The sequence below is a fragment of the Stenotrophomonas sp. PS02301 genome, assembly GCF_029959485.1.
Classification (GTDB): Bacteria; Pseudomonadota; Gammaproteobacteria; order Xanthomonadales; family Xanthomonadaceae; genus Stenotrophomonas; species Stenotrophomonas maltophilia_Z.
Window position 1 is genome coordinate 40,893 of sequence record NZ_JASCOO010000001.1, and the last position, 18,545, is coordinate 59,437.

At 64.7% G+C, this 18,545-nt stretch carries 24 protein-coding genes; 1 reads left to right on the forward strand and 23 read right to left on the reverse strand.

Annotated elements, in window-relative coordinates:
- Nucleotides 1-40: 40 nt before the first annotated feature.
- The 17 genes from QMX81_RS00200 to QMX81_RS00280 form a co-directional block, all read right to left on the reverse strand.
- Entirely contained in the window at nt 41-463 is a 423-nt protein-coding gene (locus QMX81_RS00200) for a hypothetical protein (protein ID WP_282257227.1), read from the reverse strand.
- A gap of 3 nt (nt 464-466) precedes the next feature.
- The gene (locus QMX81_RS00205; protein ID WP_282257229.1) at nt 467-1,222 is read right to left on the reverse strand and encodes a hypothetical protein; all 756 of its coding nucleotides are present in this window, start codon (nt 1,220-1,222) and stop codon (nt 467-469) included.
- 36 nt (nt 1,223-1,258) lie between these two features.
- Complete coding sequence (locus QMX81_RS00210; protein WP_282257231.1) at nt 1,259-1,714, reverse strand: hypothetical protein; 456 nt, start codon at nt 1,712-1,714, stop codon at nt 1,259-1,261.
- Nucleotides 1,707-2,021 (reverse strand): hypothetical protein, encoded by a 315-nt coding sequence (locus QMX81_RS00215; RefSeq protein ID WP_121040184.1) that lies wholly within the window; start codon nt 2,019-2,021, stop codon nt 1,707-1,709. The genes QMX81_RS00210 and QMX81_RS00215 overlap by 8 nt, the downstream gene beginning before the upstream one ends.
- A 14-nt stretch (nt 2,022-2,035) precedes the next feature.
- On the reverse strand, nt 2,036-2,794 hold the full coding sequence (locus QMX81_RS00220; protein WP_282257234.1) for a hypothetical protein: 759 nt from the start codon (nt 2,792-2,794) through the stop codon (nt 2,036-2,038).
- A 45-nt stretch (nt 2,795-2,839) separates the two neighbouring features.
- Complete coding sequence (locus QMX81_RS00225; RefSeq protein ID WP_282257236.1) at nt 2,840-3,844, reverse strand: major capsid protein; 1,005 nt, start codon at nt 3,842-3,844, stop codon at nt 2,840-2,842.
- 82 nt (nt 3,845-3,926) lie between these two features.
- Complete coding sequence (locus QMX81_RS00230) at nt 3,927-4,607, reverse strand: head decoration protein (RefSeq protein ID WP_282257238.1); 681 nt, start codon at nt 4,605-4,607, stop codon at nt 3,927-3,929.
- Nucleotides 4,608-4,609: 2 nt separating this feature from the next.
- A complete protein-coding gene (locus QMX81_RS00235; protein ID WP_282257240.1) occupies nt 4,610-5,971 on the reverse strand; it encodes a S49 family peptidase in 1,362 nt (453 codons plus the stop codon).
- Nucleotides 5,961-7,442: a phage portal protein gene (locus QMX81_RS00240; RefSeq protein ID WP_282257242.1), complete on the reverse strand. Its 1,482-nt coding sequence runs from the start codon at nt 7,440-7,442 to the stop codon at nt 5,961-5,963. The genes QMX81_RS00235 and QMX81_RS00240 overlap by 11 nt, the downstream gene beginning before the upstream one ends.
- The gene (locus QMX81_RS00245; protein WP_070471463.1) at nt 7,435-7,650 is read right to left on the reverse strand and encodes a hypothetical protein; all 216 of its coding nucleotides are present in this window, start codon (nt 7,648-7,650) and stop codon (nt 7,435-7,437) included. The genes QMX81_RS00240 and QMX81_RS00245 overlap by 8 nt, the downstream gene beginning before the upstream one ends.
- Before the next feature lies 1 nt (nt 7,651).
- On the reverse strand, nt 7,652-9,637 hold the full coding sequence (locus QMX81_RS00250; protein WP_282257247.1) for a terminase gpA endonuclease subunit: 1,986 nt from the start codon (nt 9,635-9,637) through the stop codon (nt 7,652-7,654).
- A 76-nt stretch (nt 9,638-9,713) separates the two neighbouring features.
- Nucleotides 9,714-10,217: a DUF1441 family protein gene (locus tag QMX81_RS00255; protein WP_282257249.1), complete on the reverse strand. Its 504-nt coding sequence runs from the start codon at nt 10,215-10,217 to the stop codon at nt 9,714-9,716.
- Nucleotides 10,218-10,471: 254 nt separating this feature from the next.
- The gene (locus tag QMX81_RS00260) at nt 10,472-10,807 is read right to left on the reverse strand and encodes a DUF6527 family protein (protein WP_282257251.1); all 336 of its coding nucleotides are present in this window, start codon (nt 10,805-10,807) and stop codon (nt 10,472-10,474) included.
- A 29-nt stretch (nt 10,808-10,836) separates the two neighbouring features.
- Nucleotides 10,837-11,325 (reverse strand): lysis system i-spanin subunit Rz, encoded by a 489-nt coding sequence (locus tag QMX81_RS00265; RefSeq protein ID WP_282257253.1) that lies wholly within the window; start codon nt 11,323-11,325, stop codon nt 10,837-10,839.
- Nucleotides 11,325-11,786, reverse strand: a complete 462-nt coding sequence (locus tag QMX81_RS00270; RefSeq protein WP_282257255.1) for a lysozyme — start codon at nt 11,784-11,786, stop codon at nt 11,325-11,327. The genes QMX81_RS00265 and QMX81_RS00270 overlap by 1 nt, the downstream gene beginning before the upstream one ends.
- The gene (locus QMX81_RS00275; protein WP_282257257.1) at nt 11,783-12,022 is read right to left on the reverse strand and encodes a hypothetical protein; all 240 of its coding nucleotides are present in this window, start codon (nt 12,020-12,022) and stop codon (nt 11,783-11,785) included. Before QMX81_RS00275 ends, QMX81_RS00270 begins: the two co-directional genes overlap by 4 nt.
- A gap of 104 nt (nt 12,023-12,126) precedes the next feature.
- Nucleotides 12,127-12,891: a DNA adenine methylase gene (locus tag QMX81_RS00280; RefSeq protein ID WP_282257259.1), complete on the reverse strand. Its 765-nt coding sequence runs from the start codon at nt 12,889-12,891 to the stop codon at nt 12,127-12,129.
- 490 nt (nt 12,892-13,381) lie between these two features.
- Between QMX81_RS00280 and QMX81_RS00285 the strand changes: the two genes are divergently transcribed.
- On the forward strand, nt 13,382-14,221 hold the full coding sequence (locus tag QMX81_RS00285) for a DUF5677 domain-containing protein (RefSeq protein WP_282257420.1): 840 nt from the start codon (nt 13,382-13,384) through the stop codon (nt 14,219-14,221).
- A 22-nt stretch (nt 14,222-14,243) separates the two neighbouring features.
- Here QMX81_RS00285 and QMX81_RS00290 read toward each other — a convergent pair whose 3' ends face one another.
- Genes QMX81_RS00290 through QMX81_RS00315 form a run of 6 tightly spaced genes read right to left on the reverse strand, consistent with a single transcriptional unit; the run spans nt 14,244 to nt 18,543 of the window.
- The gene (locus QMX81_RS00290) at nt 14,244-15,005 is read right to left on the reverse strand and encodes a hypothetical protein (RefSeq protein ID WP_282257261.1); all 762 of its coding nucleotides are present in this window, start codon (nt 15,003-15,005) and stop codon (nt 14,244-14,246) included.
- Nucleotides 15,005-15,157 carry a hypothetical protein gene (locus tag QMX81_RS00295; RefSeq protein WP_282257264.1) on the reverse strand — a complete coding sequence of 51 codons (153 nt, stop codon included), beginning with the start codon at nt 15,155-15,157 and terminating at the stop codon, nt 15,005-15,007. Before QMX81_RS00295 ends, QMX81_RS00290 begins: the two co-directional genes overlap by 1 nt.
- A complete protein-coding gene (locus QMX81_RS00300; protein WP_282257265.1) occupies nt 15,154-16,902 on the reverse strand; it encodes a DEAD/DEAH box helicase in 1,749 nt (582 codons plus the stop codon). Before QMX81_RS00300 ends, QMX81_RS00295 begins: the two co-directional genes overlap by 4 nt.
- Nucleotides 16,902-17,276 carry a hypothetical protein gene (locus tag QMX81_RS00305; RefSeq protein WP_282257267.1) on the reverse strand — a complete coding sequence of 125 codons (375 nt, stop codon included), beginning with the start codon at nt 17,274-17,276 and terminating at the stop codon, nt 16,902-16,904. Before QMX81_RS00305 ends, QMX81_RS00300 begins: the two co-directional genes overlap by 1 nt.
- A 56-nt stretch (nt 17,277-17,332) precedes the next feature.
- Entirely contained in the window at nt 17,333-17,761 is a 429-nt protein-coding gene (locus QMX81_RS00310; RefSeq protein ID WP_282257269.1) for a phosphohydrolase, read from the reverse strand.
- The gene (locus QMX81_RS00315) at nt 17,761-18,543 is read right to left on the reverse strand and encodes a phage antirepressor KilAC domain-containing protein (protein ID WP_282257422.1); all 783 of its coding nucleotides are present in this window, start codon (nt 18,541-18,543) and stop codon (nt 17,761-17,763) included. The genes QMX81_RS00310 and QMX81_RS00315 overlap by 1 nt, the downstream gene beginning before the upstream one ends.
- Nucleotides 18,544-18,545: the final 2 nt, after the last annotated feature.

Here is an 18,545-nt window from a genome sequence, read left to right on the forward strand (position 1 = left end):
GTGTATGTGATTACTTCCGGCAGACGGTGGCCGCGGGCGATCAGAAACTGGACGACGTCGCCGAGTCTGTACTCTCTTCCGCCAGCGGTTTGGCCTGCATCAGAAGACGACGCAGGCGATGGGCGAAAAAATCGCGATTGAGCCCGACGACTGCCTCGAGCAAGTCGGCGACTTCGTCCAGGGTGCCTCCGGCGATCCATTCCCCGTCACGGCCAACAGCAACGGCCAGTGCACCAGCAAGGTCTGCGCTGTCCTGCTCGAGCAGGTCCAGCAAAATGGCACCGGTGGCGGCGGCCGGTGCTGTATCGACCGCGCCGACCATCATCGCCACCCGGGCGATGATGGTGCGGCTGGCCGTGATGAAGGGCCCGATCTGCTGCAGGCGCAGGGGAGTCACCTGCACCTGCTCGCCGCGAAAGCGCACAGTGCGGGTCGGCGGGATAATCACGTCCAGTTCCGACACGGCTTACTTCTCCTGCTGCCAGTAGAAGTACGCCGAGATATCCTGCCCGGTGGCCTTCGACGCATCCTTGAGCAGTGCACCGGGCACGCTGCCGGCACCGAACTCGTTACCGATCAGCCCCATGCTCTCGATCACACCGCCGGTGACCTTGTGTGCGACCAGGCGCACCATCTTGCCGCCACGGGCTTCATTGGCGCCATAGAACTGCATCTCGTAGAACTTCTGCGAGGTGACCGCCGCTTCCACGTGGCCCAGCTCTGCGTTCTTGAAGGTGACCTTGATGTTTGGCGTGCCAGCCACGGACGGTGCCACGATGGCCGATCCTGCCGGAATGAACAGCATGCCGCGCTCGAAGCGGTAGTCCTTGCCTGCCTCGTATGCCGTGGCGCCGGTCACCGGCTTCACGGCGGTGACTTCAGACGCCAAGCGCGACAGGGGCGCATAGCTCCCCGGCACGGCCAACACCAGCTCATCGGGGACGGTGCCGGCTGCAATGCTGCTGGCCTTGCCGCGAGTTGCCCGGGCGAAGTTCTCCGGATTGAAATCGTGGAAGGTGTAGTTGAGGTTGTAGCCAGTCACGCGATCGACACGGCTGGCCGTGCCGCCGCCCGGATTTTGGTAGTCGGCCAGCTCAAGGGTATTGGTCTGGGGCGCAACGGTGTACGCAGAAACGTTGCCGATCTCCAAGAACGGATCGGCTGTGTTCCACTCGCGGATCACGATGATGCCGCTGCCCAGGTAGCTGTAATCTTCGGCCATGGTGGCTCTCCAGTTGGGTTGCCGCTGTGCGGCGGGTTATTTCTTGGGGATGTGGGACTGGTAGGTAAGCAGTGCGCCCACCCAGCCGGCGCTGGCCTTCTCCGGCATCAGCGGCTCCATGCCGACGTAGACCGGCACCTGGATGCCATCGGGGAAGCTCCGGGCCACTTCGCGGCTGTCCATCGCCGCCTCGATGTCGGTCACCAAGTCGTCCAGCGCCTGTTGGTAGCCGTCCGTGTTGGCCGGCACCTTGGCGATGACGCTCACGGTCGTCAGCCGGTGCGTGGTGGTCTTGGAGGGGGTCTCGGGGCGCTGCTGCTTCTCGATCACGGCCGTCAGAACTGCCTGGGTGTCCTGGTCGCCGGGTGTCGGTTCCAGCGTCCACCCGGCACCGGCGTCGGTCAGGTAGCCGTTCTTGGTGCTGATCATCTGCAGCGTTTTGCCCATGGCTACCAGCAGCTGGCGCCGGGGGCTGGGTATAGGCTCAGACATTGGCCACCTCCCACACCGCCGTCGACTCGTCGGCACGGATCTTCTGCACCAGCTTCAGCCGGCGGCCGGTGCCATCGATACTTACCACGCCACCTGCCCGCGGAGTGACCTCGGCCAGCTGCAGCGTGACCCGGTCGATGGTGGTCGCGATCGGCGCCACATCGTCCGGTGTGAACTGCTCAACGCCCTCGTCGAGCAGCACCGTGCACGGCACGCCTGCGCAGGTGCCCGGCTCGTGGTAGTGGGCAGCATCGGCGACGCCGGTTGCGCGGAAGGCTCCGAACGCGATTGCGTCGAATGCCTGCATGAAAGCTCTCTGGTTCAAGGCAAGGGCCTCGCGGTTTCCATGGCCTTCTCCAGCTCGCGCTTCAGGAAGAACGGCATCAGGCGCTTCCAGGTGTCCTCGGCCATGCCGAAGATGTCGTATCGCGGGGTGTAGGCGGCTGTGTTGGTGAAGATGAAGATGGAGCGGACGCCGGATCCGCGCCCGATCCGCTCATAGATGCCCGGGCGCAATGCACCGCGGCGTTTGGTGATCACGAAGTACTCGCCATCACGGTTGTTGCCCTTGCCCCGCCGCCGCTTCCGGCTGACGGTGGTCTGGTTCTGGTATCGGTCACGCTGGGCGCCCAGCTGGGACAGAATCTTGGTGACCTGGCCGGCGGGCACGTTGCCGAACTGGTTTGCCTGAGCGCCGCGCCCCATCACCGCAAACTGCGTGGGTGACAGCAGGCCACGGCTCTGCAGCAGGCGCTCGAAGCCCTTCCGGCGGCGCTGGCCGCCATCCACCTCGGCCAGCAGGTACTTGGCCGGCGGCGTGCCCTTGAATGCCTCGTCTCGAATGAAGATCTCAGCGTACGGCTGCGCCTTGGTTGCCTTGCGGTACATCGCCGCGTTGACAGTCAACGGCGTGGGCCGGTCGAACACCCGCGGCGCCTGGCGCTTCCAGCGCTCGCGGATCTCGTAGGCCACCTTGTTGGCGGCCTGCGATGCGGCGTAGGGCAGTTGGGACTGTTCCAGCTCGGTCAGCTGTCGCCCGAAGGCATTGTCGGGATCGACCCCGATCCTGATTTGGGCCATACAACCTCCTGCCCGGCCCGCCGAAGCGGGCCAGGCACTACTGGCTTACTTCGAGCCGGCTTTCAGGCGGATCACCGCGTCCGGTCGGGTGTTGATGTTCAGCGGGTTGGACTGGCTTTCCAGCTCGATGCCCTTGTCCATCCGCAGTTTGGCGGTCTTGCTGTAGTACGGAAGGCCGACGCCGCGCACAGTCTCCAAGTAGTCCGCCGGAGCGAAGCGGGTCAGGAACATGTCGGGCACACCCAGCGGGAAGGCGATCGCTTCGCCATCGGGAATGGCCAACTTGCCGCCCGTGCTGCCCGGCAGCTCTTCGAACACGACGTCGCCGAAGACGAAACCCTTACGCAGATCCGTGCGAAGCGCAGCGCCGTCCTGCCAGCGCTTGTAGGCCTCTTCGACGTCCGGGTGATCCACCAGCGAATCGAAGAAGCCAGCGCTGCACAGCACGTGGACGCCGGTGTACGGCACCCCACCGAGCTTTTCCTCGATCGCGCGCTTGATCGATACCGCCTTGGTCCGGACCTTTGTGTCCGGCTTATTCAGTTCCATGCCAATGGTGATCTGCTTCACACCGAACTCGTCGTAGAAGTCCACGATCATCGAGCCATCGGCGTCCAGCAGCTTGCCCTGCAGTGCGCCCAGGCGGTGATACTCGATGGTGTAGTCCAGATCACGCTTGTGCAGCGCCTGAAGCCGGTTGACCACAGCTGCGACATTGCTGCCTTCCGCATCGTTGATCGGATCCCATACACCCAGCAGCTGATCGGCCATGACCGTAGAGCGCTGCGGCAGGTGGGTGGTTTCCAGCAGCTTTACCTTGCCGCGGTCCAGCCCCTTGGGCTGGCCCGGCGCGCCGCGCGGCACGTTGGGCACCAGCACCAGCTTGTTGTTCTCGATGCCGATCTTCACGATCGTGGTGCCGACGAGGCCTTCTTCTTGGAACAGGCGCATATCACCCAAGCGGGTGACGATGCGCGGCAGGTTGTTGATGTAGGCGTTGAGGGCATCGAAGCCCAGTACGCCCAGCGCCAGAAGGGTTTGCAGATCCATAGTTGTCTCTCTCTCGGGTAAGGGGTACGAAAAAAGCCCCGCCGAAGCGGGGCCTTGTTGGGGCGGGTGAGCAGGCCTGCGGTTACGCAGCGTCGATGGTGATGGTTTCGGTCGTGGCTTCGTCCAGGTCGGCGGCGGTCACCTTCAGGGTGTAATCGCCAGCGGCGCTCAGCGTCGCGGCGTCCCAGGTGATGACGCCGCCCACGGCTGCCTTCGCGCCGCCGCCGGTCAGGTTGCCGGTGCCCGTCGCCTTGGCCAGCGTGGCGCTGACGGTGCTGCCGGTGACCAGGGCGCCGAAGACGTCCTTGACGTGCGCGACGATTGGGCCAAGCGCCACACCAGCGGTGCCGGTCAGCGGCGCGGACACGAACACCAGGTGATCCGCAGCATTCGATGCGATCGGCTGCTGGGTCCAGCGAGCGATGATGCCGGACTCGGCCAGGCCCAGTGCGGCCAGCAGCTTCTGGTCAGCGGTAACGCCGCTGGCCCACACCAGCTTTTCGCCGAACACTTCGGCGTCGCGCGCGATCGCCGCGCCCTTGACGGCAAGCGCCGCGGAATCGGTGCCGGTGTCGATCGGGCCGTACAGCACCTTCACCGCGTCGGTGCCGTTGGCAGCGACGGTATTGTCCGCCTTGAGCAGGGTGCCGGCGGGCAGCATGCCCTGCCCGGCAGGCAGATGGATCAGTTCGCGGCTGCGCTCGCCGCCCGCTTCGGACAGCAGGAATTCGCCGGTACGGGTGCCGGCCAGGGTGATTTCCATCGTCAGTTACCTCGTTGCTTGTAGATGTGATTGGGGTTCAGCTGCGCCTTGACGTCGGCGGCACGTTGGTCGGCCATAGAGGCCGGGTGGGCGGTGATGACCTGAGTGTTGCGGCCTTCCTCCGCTTTCATCGACAGCAGCTGTGCACGCACCGTGTCGAGGTCGGTGTTCTTCTCGATGAAACTGGCTGCGAGCGTGTCATCGCCACGCAGTGCAGCAGCGCACGCGTCCTGGACTGCGGTCGCGTACTCAATGGCGCTGGCCGCCGGCTCGCCCGCCTTCGGGGCCCGACGCAGCACGGCGACAGCGAGTGCCGGCGGCAGTTCACTGGAGGCGACCGCTGCGGCCAGCGCCGCGGCCGGGCTCTCCACCACGGCAGCAGGCGGTGCGAGGCTGGCTTCGGGCGTCGGCGGCGTGGCCGTTGCATCCTCGGCGTCATCCGGGTCCGGGTCACCAGGCGCCTGCGGCGCAGCCGCTTCGCTGGCGCCGAGGTGCGCGATGAGGTCGTGCCAGGTGCCGAGCCGCGTCGCAAAACCAACCGTCACGGCGGCCTGGCCACGGTAGGTGGCCGCTTCGGTAGCGCGCACGGCTCCCGCGTCCATGCCGAGGTTGCGCGCCACGGTATCGACGAACAGCGTGAGCAGGTCCTCCAGATCGGCCATCGCCTCGGCATGCGCTTCCTCGCTGAGCGGGAAGTTCGGGTTGAAGTCGACCTTGCGGGCGCCGGCGAACAGCGGGGTCACCTTCAGTCCGATCTGGGCGTTGTTACCGCTCCAGTCGTGGTGATAGCAGACCACGCCTACCGATCCGACGCCGCCGGTACGGCTGATCCAGATCTCGTCGCATGCCGATGCGAGGGCGAAGCCGGCGGAGTACGCATGGTCATCAACCAACGCGTACACCGGCTTTCGTCCACGCGCCTCAAAGATGTGGTCCACCAGGTCGAAGCAGCCCGATGCCATGCCACCGGGCGTATCCAGCCGGAGGATGATCGACGTCACGGCATCATCGTTGAGCAGCTCATCGAAGGTGTCGCGTACCGCCGCATAGCTCACCGGCCCCGGGCCGCTGGCGCCGGGCATCGGCCGGTTCACCATCGCACCGGACAGGTTGATCACGCCGATCAGGTTCTGTGCGACCCCTACCGGCTGCCCATCGGAGCCGGCCACTTCGAAGCGGTCAGCCTTCAGGACGCTGTCGTCGCTGGTGACCTTCCCTTCCAGATAGCCGCCGACCAGTGCCTCGCCGATGGTCGACTGCACCAGCAGGGGCTGATTGAGGACCGCGGCAGCGAGCGAGGCCACCACGGGTGCACGGCTGCCGCGACCCAACATTCGGGCCAACAGGCCAGGCTTACTCGTCATCGTCATTCCCTTCATCGTTGTTGGCACCAGGGGCGCCGGGTTCATCGTCCTGCCGGGCACCGGAGGCATTCGTGCGCCTCGGGTCGCTGTCATAGCGAAGTCCGGCCGCGTCTGCGCGCTCGTTGTCCATCGCCTGCTCGGCATCGACCTGTTCGGGATCCTCGCCAGCGCTCAGCACCACCTTGCTGCGCGACTTGAAGCCGGCCCGGACTGCTTTGAGTTCGGAGGTCACGTCCTGCACCGGGTGGCTCCAGGGCCATCCCTCGGGCACCCACAGGGTTTCGGTCACGTCATCACGCAGGGCCGCATACCGCGGCACCTTCAGCAGACCCGACAGCACCGCCTGGTCGATGAAGGCGTCGCGCACCCGCTGGCAGAACATGGGGATCATGAAGAGCCACTGGTCCTGCTCGATGACGCGACGGAATTCGTTGAGGATCAGGCGCAGAGCCCGATCGGAAACGTTGCGCAGGTCGCCGGTGAGTACCTCGTAGGGCACGTCCTGGCTAGCGCAGATCGCCAAGAGGTGACCGCGCAGGAACTCGGCATAGTCCGAACCAGCGCTCGGCGGCTCGGCGAAGGTGATCTTTCGACCGGGCGGCAGCTCCTGCATCGTGCCCGGCTCAAGACCACCGATCGCGGTGCCGTCGGCATCCTCACCGGTGATCAAGTCACCGACCGCATCCCCTTCTTCGCCATCCGCATCGGCATCTGTGGTGATAAAGCCTGCAAACAGGTTAGCCAGGGCCTGCCGTTCCAGCACCGCATCATCAAGGCGGTCCAGGTTGAACATGCGCAGCAGCGCCGGCGCCGAGCTCGGCACGCCACGCATTGCACCTGCCCGGTTCGGCCGGTACAGGTGCAGCACCTGCTCCGCCGGCACGCGCACCAACTCGTTACCGTTGACGGTCAGCTGCAAGTCTCCGGGGTGCTCCCGGTACATCCAGTACGCCACGCGTCGGCCGATGCTATCGACTTCGATTCCCTGCCGGATCACGTTGCCGTTGCTGGCCACGCCGTTGTAGTACTGCGGGCATTGCTCCGACTCGATCAGCTGTACCTGCAGCGGCACCGGCAGGCCGTCTTCGGGTCGCCGGTAGCGGATGCGGGCGAACACCTCGCCGGCCTCCTTCCACTCACGCCAGGCCAGAGCCTGCAGGCCGCCCCAGCCGAGCACGCCGTCAGCATCGGCGTACTTGCTCCACCGGTCCCACAGCTTGGCGAGCTTCTTCTTGTGCTCCTTCGTGCCCCAGATCGGCTTGGCCTGGATTCCTGTGGCGATGCCGTTCGACACGCTCTTGTTGAGCGCACTGACCATCCATGGGTCATTGCGGGCAAGATGCCGCGCCCTGGCGAGCAGCGTGGGCAGGCCAAGCAATGCAGCATTGGGCCCCAGCGAGGACGGCCGGAAGGTGCGGAGGCGTCGGCCGTTGCCGGCGGCGCGGTAGCTGCTCTCGGCGGTATCAGACATTTCCGGTCCCCGATTGGTAGAGGCGCACGATGCGTCGACGCCGCGGTGCACCTGCGGCCTGGCCCAGCTCATCGCGCATCTGCTTCAGCAGGCGACGCATCTCCACCAGGCTCTGGTAGGTCACGGTACGGTCGGCATATCGGACGCTCAGCACGCCGGCCGCGATAGCGGCTTCCAGTTGCTCGACTTGCTTGTTGGTGAATGCCATTTCAGCGTCCCAGGTACTTGCTTCGGATGACGCGGCGGGTGCGCGTGCGCGGCATTGGCGCCGGCGCAACGTCGTCTGCCCTCACGTCTGGGTTGTCGTCCCACGGCGCGGCCCATGGCGGCGGCGCGGTCCAGTTGATGGCCGGAACCTTCAGCCACAGCGCCATGCCCTCGGCATAGCCGCAGAGGTCGAATGCCTCGTTTCGGCGCTTGGCCAGGTTCTCCCAGCCCTTTGCCGTCCTCGATTCGGCCGTCAGCTCGGCGTAGAACGCCTCTGGCAGCCAGTCGGGGAAGTGGTAGTAGCCAGGGCCCGGCTCTGCCCGCTTCACGTTGGCGTCTACGGTGTCCTTCAGCCGGTCCACGTTGAGCAGCAGCTGGGGCACGTCGCCCTTCGACACCGACTTTCGATCCCGGCGCTTGCTGCTGTCGGGGAAGGTTTCGCGGAACAGACCACCCTCGCGGCGCGCATCGCCCTTGATCAGCCGGACCCTGGCGTGCAGCTTCCGGGCCTTGAGCGAACGCCAGAACTCCAGCGCGCGCACCGAAGTGCCCGACTTGCCACCCCAGTCAATGCCCACAGCGTGGATCGGCATGCTGCGGCCGGTGCCGTCGTCCAGCGGGTAACGCCGGCTGATGACCTTCTCGACCAGCCGCTCCCAATCTTCCAGGTACTTCGGCGGGTCCAGCGGCAGGAAGCCGCCCGAGCCGTCTTCGCGCTTGGAGGTGCGCAGAGTGAAGGAATCCACCACCCATCGCTCCAGCTGCCCGGATTCGCCAATGCCGAAGCCCAGTACCAGCACGACGAAGCGGTTGGCCTGAACGTCGACCTCCCCCAGCAGGAACCTGACACCGACAGGGACTGCACCAACCGGCCAAACCTCGGCCCGCTCCTGCATCTCGTTCGGGTCACTGGCCGACCGTGCCGCCATCGGCACGTAGTTGATCGCGCCATCGACGTTGTGGGTGGTCTTCAGGGGCCGCTCTTCACCGGTAGTGGCGAAGGTGCGCAACGCTTGGAGGTAGCGCTCGATCAGCGATTCCCACGACTGGTAGGCCGCAGCGACACCCCCCAACCAGTAGCTGGCGATGCGTGCCTCCGGCCGTTCACCGGTGACAGTTCCGTCGGCGTGCACGAGCTGACCTTCAGCAGCCCAGACACCGGCGCGATTCATCCCGTCCTTCCACCGGTGCTGCAGGCCCACGCCACAATGCGGGCAGTGCAGCAGCGAGTAGTGCCGCGCCATCTTCTGCACGTCGTCTAGCACGACCCGCTCGAGCAGTTCCTCCATCGGCGGCAACGCGAACCCGTCGTAGCCTGGTGCCGCCTGAAACCGCTCCCCGCACTCCGGGCAGGGCCAGTACCAGCGGCGCCGGTCGCCACGCGCATACAACGCGGCGATGCCGGCGGCCGGTGGACCTTGGTGCGGATGCAGCGGCTTCCAGGCGCCGTCGGCGTAGTCCGTTGCCGGGCTCGACTCTGCCACCACCATCCCGGCCGACATATAGGTCTGCGTACGCTTCAGCCCCAGACCGAAGCATTCGTCGATCGTCAGGTCGCCGGTGTAGTTGTCAACGTCCGTCATCAGGACGTCGTGGATGTCCTTGCCCGATAGCACCGACACAGACGGCCAGCCCATGCGCAACGACATTCCCGACCGGAAGAACTTCAGCAGGATGTTGTCGTCATGGGCACGCGGGCTCAGTCGGGATCGCAGTTCCGGGCTGGCGGCGATGCTGCGAGCGATACGTGTCTTGCTGTAGTCCTCGGCTGCATCCTTGGACATCTGCACAACCATGGCGTCGGCCGGGTTGCACGTGATCAGGTACGCCAAGCGCGCATCGATGAGCGATATCGTCTTGCCCGAACGCGCCGGCCCGATGAACACCACCGCCTCGTAGTGTCGGCTGCCGGTGGTGTCCAACGGCTCAACCATGTAGGGCGAGGTGTCCGGATCCCAGGAACCGGCTGCGCCGGCGGCGTTGGCCACCTGTAGAACCCGCGCACCCTCGCTCACCCTGATGCGGCGAGGCGGCCGGATCATCTCGGCAACGCCTTGGCGCACGCTACGCGCTGTCGCGTACGTCGTCATCGGTGATGCCCTCGTACATGGATTGGCGGACGCGATCGCACTCGTCCTGGACCTTGACCACCTGCTCTGGTGTGAGCCCTGCCTTTCGCTCGAGCACATCAGGGAGGGTGTCGAAGAACTGCACGATCTTCTTCACCAGCTCGGCATAGTCGGCCTCGACCTCCGCGGCCGGCACCAGCTGCCCGATGGTCGATTCGACCTTCAGGCGCTCGTTCTCCGACTGGTAAAAGGCGCGTCGCTCCATCGGCGGCAGGTCGCGTGGATCCACCACACCTTCAGCGCCGAACGCCGCGGCGCTAGGATTTACCAGCGCAGAGGCTGCATCGGCCAAGCGGTAGACGTCGTGCCCCGCCCGCTTGGTCAGCGGCGGAACGCCGGCCTCCTTAAGGCGCTTGCTGGCAGTGCGGCGGTCCATTCCGAACTCATCAGCCAGCCGGGCCACGGACCAGCCTTTGGTGAATTCGTGGATGTCAGCCATGTCCTACCCGATGCACAGCCTATTCAGGCGTGAAAATGCGGTTTCTCCCGGGAAAATCCGCCAAAAAGGTGGCCTGTGGTGGAGCACCCTAGAGGCCGAAATACTGTCTTTTACCGGGGTCCGAATTCCCCCCGGTGGCTGTGGATAACCCCGGGGGCCCCGCCCATTCAGCTTTCTGTGGATATCTTGTGGATATCCAGCATCTTCGTTCAGTTTCGCCTTCACACACCTGCGTGAAACCACACTGTGAAACATTAATGCATGGCCGGGGTCAGCGGCACCGTCGTCCCCGCCAACGCGTGGGTGTAATCGCTTAAGAACTCGATCTGCCCTTCGCGCACGAACGAGTGGCAGGTGTGGCACATGCTGACGCCGTCTTCGTCGGGGTGGTGTTTGTCGCAGTGCTCCGGCCCAAGATGGCGACGCTTTTCCTGCACGTGCCATTCGGATTCGTAGCAGCAACCGCCACGCGCCAAGATGGACGGCGATAGGGTGGGACTCTCCACGTCGCCGTTGAACTGCCACGTAGTGCCGGCGCCCTGCACCGGGAGGGTGTGGTACAGCCTGCACCCCGGGCACTTGAAGGACACGTGCCCATCCTCGAACTTCACCAGAGCGCTCACTGGATCATCTCGGCACGGTCTGCGGCGATGACGGCTTGGCATGCTCTGAGCTGGTCGTCGGCGTCTCGACCGATTCCAATAGCAGGGCCCGCAACCGTGACTCCGAGGTCGGCGGGCGCATCACGTTGGACGGCGCCGGCGGCAGCTTCGGACAAGCGACCAGTGTGGCAGGTGGCGAGGTCGTGGCGCAGCCGGACAGTGCCAGCATGCAGCTCAGCCACAACAGCAGCAGGGACGGTCTCGGCCGCAGCGCGGTCTTCTTCATGCTTCGCTCCGATGGTGGCCATGCGGTGGCCTTGGGTGTGCTCAACCTGTCGGGCATCATTCACCTGGGTGGCGAATGCCTCGGCGCCAGCAGCGCGCTGATTGGCTTCTTTGCCCTCGGCGCGATCGCCCTTCCACGACCAGCCAGCAGCGAACCCGCCCCCGGCGACGAGTGAGGTCCAGACGATGAAGGCGACGATGGCGGCTGCGGTCCGGTTCATCACTGGCCCTCACACATACGGCGCTCATCGGCGCGACGGTTGGCCAGGCCTTGCACCCGCTTGCCGCCAGCGAAGACCCATCGATCAAGCTCGGCGCACCACGATTTGGCAGGGTGGCCAGCGTTGATCTTGCGTACCAGCGTCGAGCGGCAAGCTGCCCCCACACCAACGTTGTAGGTCCAGCTCAGGACCGCCGCCCACTCATTCTGGCGCAGCGGCATGTCGATACATGCGGTAATGCCGGCCATGTACTGTCCGAGACGACTGCTGAGCTTCTCGGCGCACTCCTGCTCGGTGTAGCGGGCTTTGGCCGGACGGCCGGTGTCCCCGTAGCAGTAGGTGACCACCCCGACCATGTCCACGTAGGGGTCGGGCGAGTAGCCCTCCCACGGTTTGACGAGGGCGGTGGCGGTCAAGGCAATAACTGCGGCCGCGCTGCCGCCAATTATTTTGGCTTTCATCCGATCACCCCGCCACTTCGCGCCTGGCGCCATTCCCTGACCCACTTCCAGGCCAGGTAGCCAATCTGACCCACCAGGTAGATTGCGGTCAGCACCAGCACTGCCTTGTCCAAGGTCAGGCCTGATGCGACGGCCGTAGCCACCGTTACCGGCGGCGTCACCTTCAGGGCTGCGGTCCCCACCGCGTCAATGATCTCTCCCCGCATGTCGGTTCCATGGTTGATACGGTTCGGCATGACGCCCTCCCCGATTGGTCAATAGGTGTCCGCCCCGCTGCCGGCTTGGCGCGAGGGTTGATCCGGTCTGGAGGCGGGCAAAGGTATGCCGGGCAGCAGCCCGGTCAGGTTGTGTAGATAAGTTCGGTGCGTGCAACCCCAGCCCCGCCGCCGACCGTGTATCTGATCGGAACGCTCAGGCGGTGGAATCGATCAAACAGCGCACACATGGACGGGTGGTCGTTGATGGTCAGGATCGCCCTACCCTTCAACGCACTCATCGCCTCGGCCAGCTGCTCGTACTCTCCCAACGGAAAGCCTTGGCCGTAGCCGGTTGTCTGCCAGTAGGGAGGATCGAGGAAAAACAGCGTCTCGGGCCGGTCGTACTTTTCAATGCAGCGCTGCCAGGGCAACTGCTCGATCACAACGCCATGCAGTCGCATATGGGCATCGCTCAGATCCTGTTCCAGACGGAGCAGGTTGATGCGCTTCGCGCCAGTCGGGCCCACCCCGAGTGTCTGACCTTCCACCTTACCGCCGAAGCTCAGCTTCTGCAGGTAGTAGAAGCGAGCCGCGCGCTGAATGTCTGTCAGCGTATCGACGTTCTGCAAGTGCGCCCACCGATACATCTCGCGACTGGTCAGGGACCAGCGGAAGTGGCGAACGAACTCATCCAGGTGGTTGGCTACAACGCGGTACAGCCGTACCAGTTCGCCATGGGTGTCATTGAGCACCTCAATCTTCGCCGGCGAGCGTTCGAACAGCATCGCAGCACTGCCGGCGAAGGCTTCAACGTAGCAGGTGTGGTCGCGCTGGTTGATGAGGGGCAGCAGGTGTTTCACCAGGCGTGTTTTACCGCCCGGCCAAGGGAATAGGGTCTTAGTGTTCATGTCTCAGCTATTGCGACATTCGTTAAGCAAACTGCTCGCGCTCTCCGGAGAGCGGCAGGGCTTAGGCCAATGGCACGCGGCTGAAACGCGTGTACTGCGGCGGCGCCCCGGTGCTGGCAGGCATCGGGGCGTCGCTCTGTTTGATGGTTGGGCTTCGCAACCCAGAAACGACGAACCGCAGGTCACTGGACCTCCCGAGTCCAGGCCTGCGGCCGTTGAGTGCGGGTTGGTTGGAACCTCGCCCACGGTAGCTACTGTGGCCTAAGTCTGGTTCCCGCTGCAACTGCGGTAAGGTTCCTTACCGCAGTCGGTTGAATGCGGTAAGTTTCGCGGTGACTGCGGTAATGTTGCTTAACGGTTAGCCTGGATGGATCGCATCACTCACTGCTTGTAGCAGATATCCGGGCTGCGGATCCGCCTAATCCCTAATTGGACCCATAGAGCCCGTAGACCCATGCTCCCCAACGCCCCAAAGATTACTGATGAGCAAATGGCTCATTGCAGAGAAAATGGAGACTTCCGCCCGGTTCTTTTCGAGTGGTACAAATTCACAAGCTCATTATGCAGCTTCTACGCATGCCTGCGGAGTGATTCACCCGCAGTTACCGCACTACCGCCTCGTGATTACTCCGTCCTCATAGGATTGCTGAATCGCATGTCTAGGCTAATGTTCTCCAACGTAGCCCTGTCTCATGAGGGCTTGTTCGGAGAGACAACAGCGATTATTGACAGGTGTATTTTTGAATCGTCGATCAAGCTCATCTGGCTCTGCGAGACAGAAAACCTTGGCCGATTTGATCGCTTTGTTGCTGACGGGCTTAAGACGGAGCTAAAGTTCAAAGCTCAGATCGAAAGCAACATAGCAGAGCGCGGCAATCCTCTCACGATTGAAACGCGAATGCTTCACTCGATTGAGCAGCACATTCAGTCGTCAGACTTGGATGCCGCCGAAATTACCGATAGTCCGAAGTTGCCTGATCTTGCGTCAATGATCGATGCAATCAGAAGACATAAGCTGCTCTATCTTATTGGTCAGAAGATAGGGTCGCATCATGTGCATGGCACTTGGCCAAGCCTCAGGCTTCACTACTTAGAAGAGGCCGATGGCGTTCTGGCACCACGAGACCATAACTGCAGCACTCACGTCAATCAGTACGTGTTCGTCCCACTGATTGTATTGGACGCGCTCCGCTCGTTCGTTAGATTTGTTTTAGGCGATCCCGCAGACCGCGAAGAGATGATCGGGCTATTCGATGCTGTCGAGCAAGAGATCAATATTGTCAATACGGAGGTTGTGGGAAATGACTTTGAGTACACAGCAGAGGTTTAACAACTAATTCTAGCAACACACCTCAATTGAACACTCTGCCGCTGAACTCTTTCCGCCCATCTTCTAGCGCCTGGCGCAGCGTTGCGGCAGCGATCCCATACACGCGCAAGTACTCGCCCTTCCGCATCTTTGCGGCCTTGGCCGCATCCTGTGCAGCGACCTTCCCTTCCGGCCACACCAGATCGTTCACCGCGTCCTGCAGCACCATACGCATGCGCCAGCGGTCGGCCGGGTCATCCATTCGAAGCGCGGGCTTAGTGCCGAGGCGGCGCTGCCACTGGATCTGTCGCATCACCCGCCTCGCCAAAGAGCGCCCCAGCGACGACAGAGACACGCCCTGCCCGCGCAGCGCCACCGCCAGCACGGCCTGCTTGGCCACTGAGTCACGCATCATGCCGACGGCACCGGCGATGTCGGCAGGCGTCAGCGGTGGCATCGTTGACCGGCCATCCGATGGCTCGCGGAAGCTACCACCGACCAACATGCGGGCGATCAGCTCGAGCGGATCTCTCTGCAGGGTGGGCTCCGGCACCGGCACTCGGCCGCGCACCACTCGGGCCGCCGGCGGCACTGCCAGCGCGTGGGGCTTGTGCTTCCATGCCCGGGCCGCCTGATCTTCTGCATCGGCCCCTGCGCAAAGCTCACCATGTGCGCTGCAGCGCGCGCAGACCACCTGCGCGGTGCGGCGGCTGCCGGCACTGCCACGCGCGCGCATGCGCACTTCGTCGCTGCCGCAGTTGCCACACGGCGTCAGTGCCACCGCGGGCGCGTCCACCGCCGACATCAGACCACCTCGCAGTTGCGGATCCAGCGGGAGCGGCCGTCCTGCCAGACCTCCCACAGGCTGCCGTCGACCTGACACCTGATGGGCCCTTCCTGTCCTTCCAGGTACAGGTGGTGGGTTGCCTCGTCCAGGCTGAGGAATTTGGGAATCATCGGGAGGTCTCCATGGTTGTCACGTTGGTTGTTTCCAGGGCCGCGCCCTGCTGTTGAAGGAACTGCTGGGCCAGCGCGCGCAGCTGGTTCTCGCCTACGTCCAGACGCTCCACCAGGTGTTCCCCCGGGCTGCGCACGCCCTCGATCTGCTCGCGCTTCACCCCGAGGACGTCCGACACAATCGGGTCGCTACCGCTGTCGGAGAACAGGAAGTACGCCATGACCGGCTCAGTCTGGCCGTCGCGGTGCACACGGCCGATGCACTGCTCGTGGACGCCCGGCGACCAGTCCAGCTCGCCGAATACCGCGGTGCTGCAAACGTGCTGCAGGCCGTCGATGCCAGCACCAGATCGGAGGCTGATCAGCATCACCTGACTGTCCCCGGCGATGAATGCCTCCTTCGCCGCCTGCTTCTGGTTCGGCGACTCGCTTCCGGTGTACATGACCGGGTTGTACGCAGCCAGCTTCTCCTGCCAGATGCTGTAGACCTCACGGTGCCATCCGAACAGCAGCACCTTCTGGCCGCTCTCCAGCAGCAGCCTTACGAACTCGGCCACATAGGGCGCCTTGGCCACACCGGTCGCCTGCCGCAGCAGCCGGTCGAACTCGCCGGCGGCCTGCATCTTCTCGCCGCGGTACTGCTCGTTGGCCCGAAGGATGATCCGCGCCAGGGCCGCTGCATCGCCGGTGATGGCGTCCAGCGCCTTGGTGTCGGCCTCCACCTCGTGCGGGATCTTTGACAGCGCCGGCAGCTCGCGCCCAACGTCCTTGCGCGTGCGGCGCAGCATGATCCCCTGGCGTCGCAGGTACTGGCCAAACTGCTCTGCGTCCTGCAGCTTGGCCTTCTCCCCGGGCGCGGAGATGCACCATTCCCGGAGGAACTCTTCATAGGTGCCCAGGCAGCCCGGCAGCAACGGGTCGACCACGTGGAAGAACTCGCACCCATAGTTGTAGATCGGGGTGGCGGTCAGGCCCATGCGCAGCCGTGCCCGGCTGGCCAAGTGGCGGCAGGCGCTGTGGATGCCACTGTCCGGGCTGCGCAGCTGCTGGCATTCCTCGAACACCACGTACTGCGCGATCTCGCCCAGCGTCTCAGCCCAGCCCCGGAGCTTGTGGTAGCTGACCAGGATCACGTCCGGCAGCGTGTCCCACAGATCCTTGATCCGCTGCTTCGGCTGACGCACGAGCGGGTACGGCGCGCCCTTCCTGATGTGGTGCACGCGCAGCTGCGGCGCGAACTCGGTCAGCTTCTCCGGCCAGTGGTTCGGCAGCGCCGCCGGGTACACCACCACCGCCGGCAGGTTGCCCGGCGCGGCCATGGGGCAGATGCCGGTGACCGTCTTGCCGAGGCCAAGATCGTCAGCTAGCAGCAGTCCGCCACGGATGGACAGCTGCGCCCCCGCCACACGCTGGTACTCGCGCGGCGGCTTGGCCAGGGTGAACTCCGGGATCTGCACGCGGCCGGCCAGCAGTTCGCTCAAGCTGCGCTCCATATCCACATGCTCGGCGGCCAGCAGCTGCAGCGCACGCTCGGTGTCGGCATCCATCGAGAGCGGGTAGCGCTGCGTGAACCACTGCAGCTCCCGGCTGTTCTCGGGCGTGGCCGACAGGTCGATGTGCTCAGCGGCGTGCTGGCGCACGCGGGGAAACACGCGCTTCATGCGCGCACGCACCTGCGGCTCGCAGATCACCCGCCAAGTGCTGCCGGCGGCGCTGTACAGGAGGGTTCCGTAGGTCGTTTGCATCACAGTGCCTGCCTCTTCAGGCGGATGATGTTGAAGGGCTTGCCGTGCCAGGCCGGCCGGGCCACGAGCGGGCGTTCGCCCCAACGCTCGGTGGTGACCAGCAGCACCCCGCGCACCTGCGGCAGGTTGATGTACCGCCCGACCTGCCGCAGGGCATCGGCGAGCGAGCCGGCCACCTTCACCTCGATCACCAGACCATCCAGCCAGAAGTCAGCGCGGTTGCTGGCGTCCAGCCGGTACTCGCGCACGTGCGCGTGGCCCGCTCTGTCCAGGACTGTGGCCAGAACCTCGTGCAGCTGGATCTCAGACCCGTAGCGATACCCGAAGCCGGCCAGCAGTCGGCCAATGCCCTTTAGCTGCAACTGCTCTTCCATGGCAGTGCCTGGCTTCATCGGTGCCACCTCCCGCTGCGTGATGATCGGACCGCCCATCACTTCACCCCCAGCGCAGCGCGCGCCTTGGCGTACTTCGCCCGTAGGCGAGCCGCCGTCTCCAGATCCAGCAGGACCAGTCGCGATTCGTCGCTGTTGTCAGCGATATCCGCCAGCTTCACCTTGAGCGACAGCGGGTTCTGCCGAATGTTCCAGTAGTAGAACGCCTCGCTCTTGTTCACGCCGCGTGTCAGATCGAACACAGCCTCCACCACGTCCTGCGGGAACAGGATGACGCTGGTCGCGAAGGCCGGCTGATCCTCCAGTACGTCGTGGAGCCATGCCACCATTTCGGCGGCGTCATCGCCGGCGACCGCCGCTGCGACCCGAGTCACATGCTCGATGTATGGCCGACCGGCCTTGTCGGTTTGGGTGGCATGTGCCTCTTCCGCCAGCCAACGAGCCTGATTCACCAATGGGTTTTCCATCAGGCCACCTCGTCAGCCAACTGCAGCCCGGTCGCCGCGTCGGCCTGCGCCCAGGCCATCTGTCCCCGGTCGATGCTCTCGGCCAGCCGCGACAGGCCCTTGGCTGTAACCAGCACCTGCTCATGAACGCGATCCGGCTCCCCTTCGCGCCGCTGCACACTGGCCTTGTGCGCCAGCACGCCCTGCTGCAGGCGGGTCTGGTAGGCCAGCCAGTTCTTGCTGCCGGCGCGGCGGTAGATCCAGCTGTGCTCAGCCAGCCAGGCGAACAGTTGGCGCGGCCGCACCTGCAGCATCTTGGCCGCGGTGCTGATGTTGAAGGCGCCATCGGCTTGGCTCAGCCGCAGCAGCGCGCGCACCTGCGGTTCCTGGTACTGCACGCGCGCTTCGAGGATCTCGGCCTTCTCGCTGTAGGACAGCAGCAGCGCGCGCAGCGTCGCCGGATCGGTCAGCGCCTGCATTGGGTCAGGTGCGGGCGTGCCTGCCACCAGCGCGTCGTACGCACGGATCACCTGCAGGCTGAAGCTCGGGCTGATCCACATGGCGTAGGCGTAGACCAGCTCGCGCACCACGTAGCTGCCGCCGTAGCGGCCGGCCACCGAGTGCACCGGGTAAACCCGGGAATCCCCGGAATTGGCCAGCTCGGCCACCAGTTCCTCAGTCTGCTTCAGGCGCTGCCAGTCGCTGGGCTGATGCCGTTTGGCGCCGCCGGCGGCCTGGTGCAGATCGTTAAGGCAAAACCTGCCCACGTCGTCGCGGCGCACACTTGCGCCGCCAATCATCATCG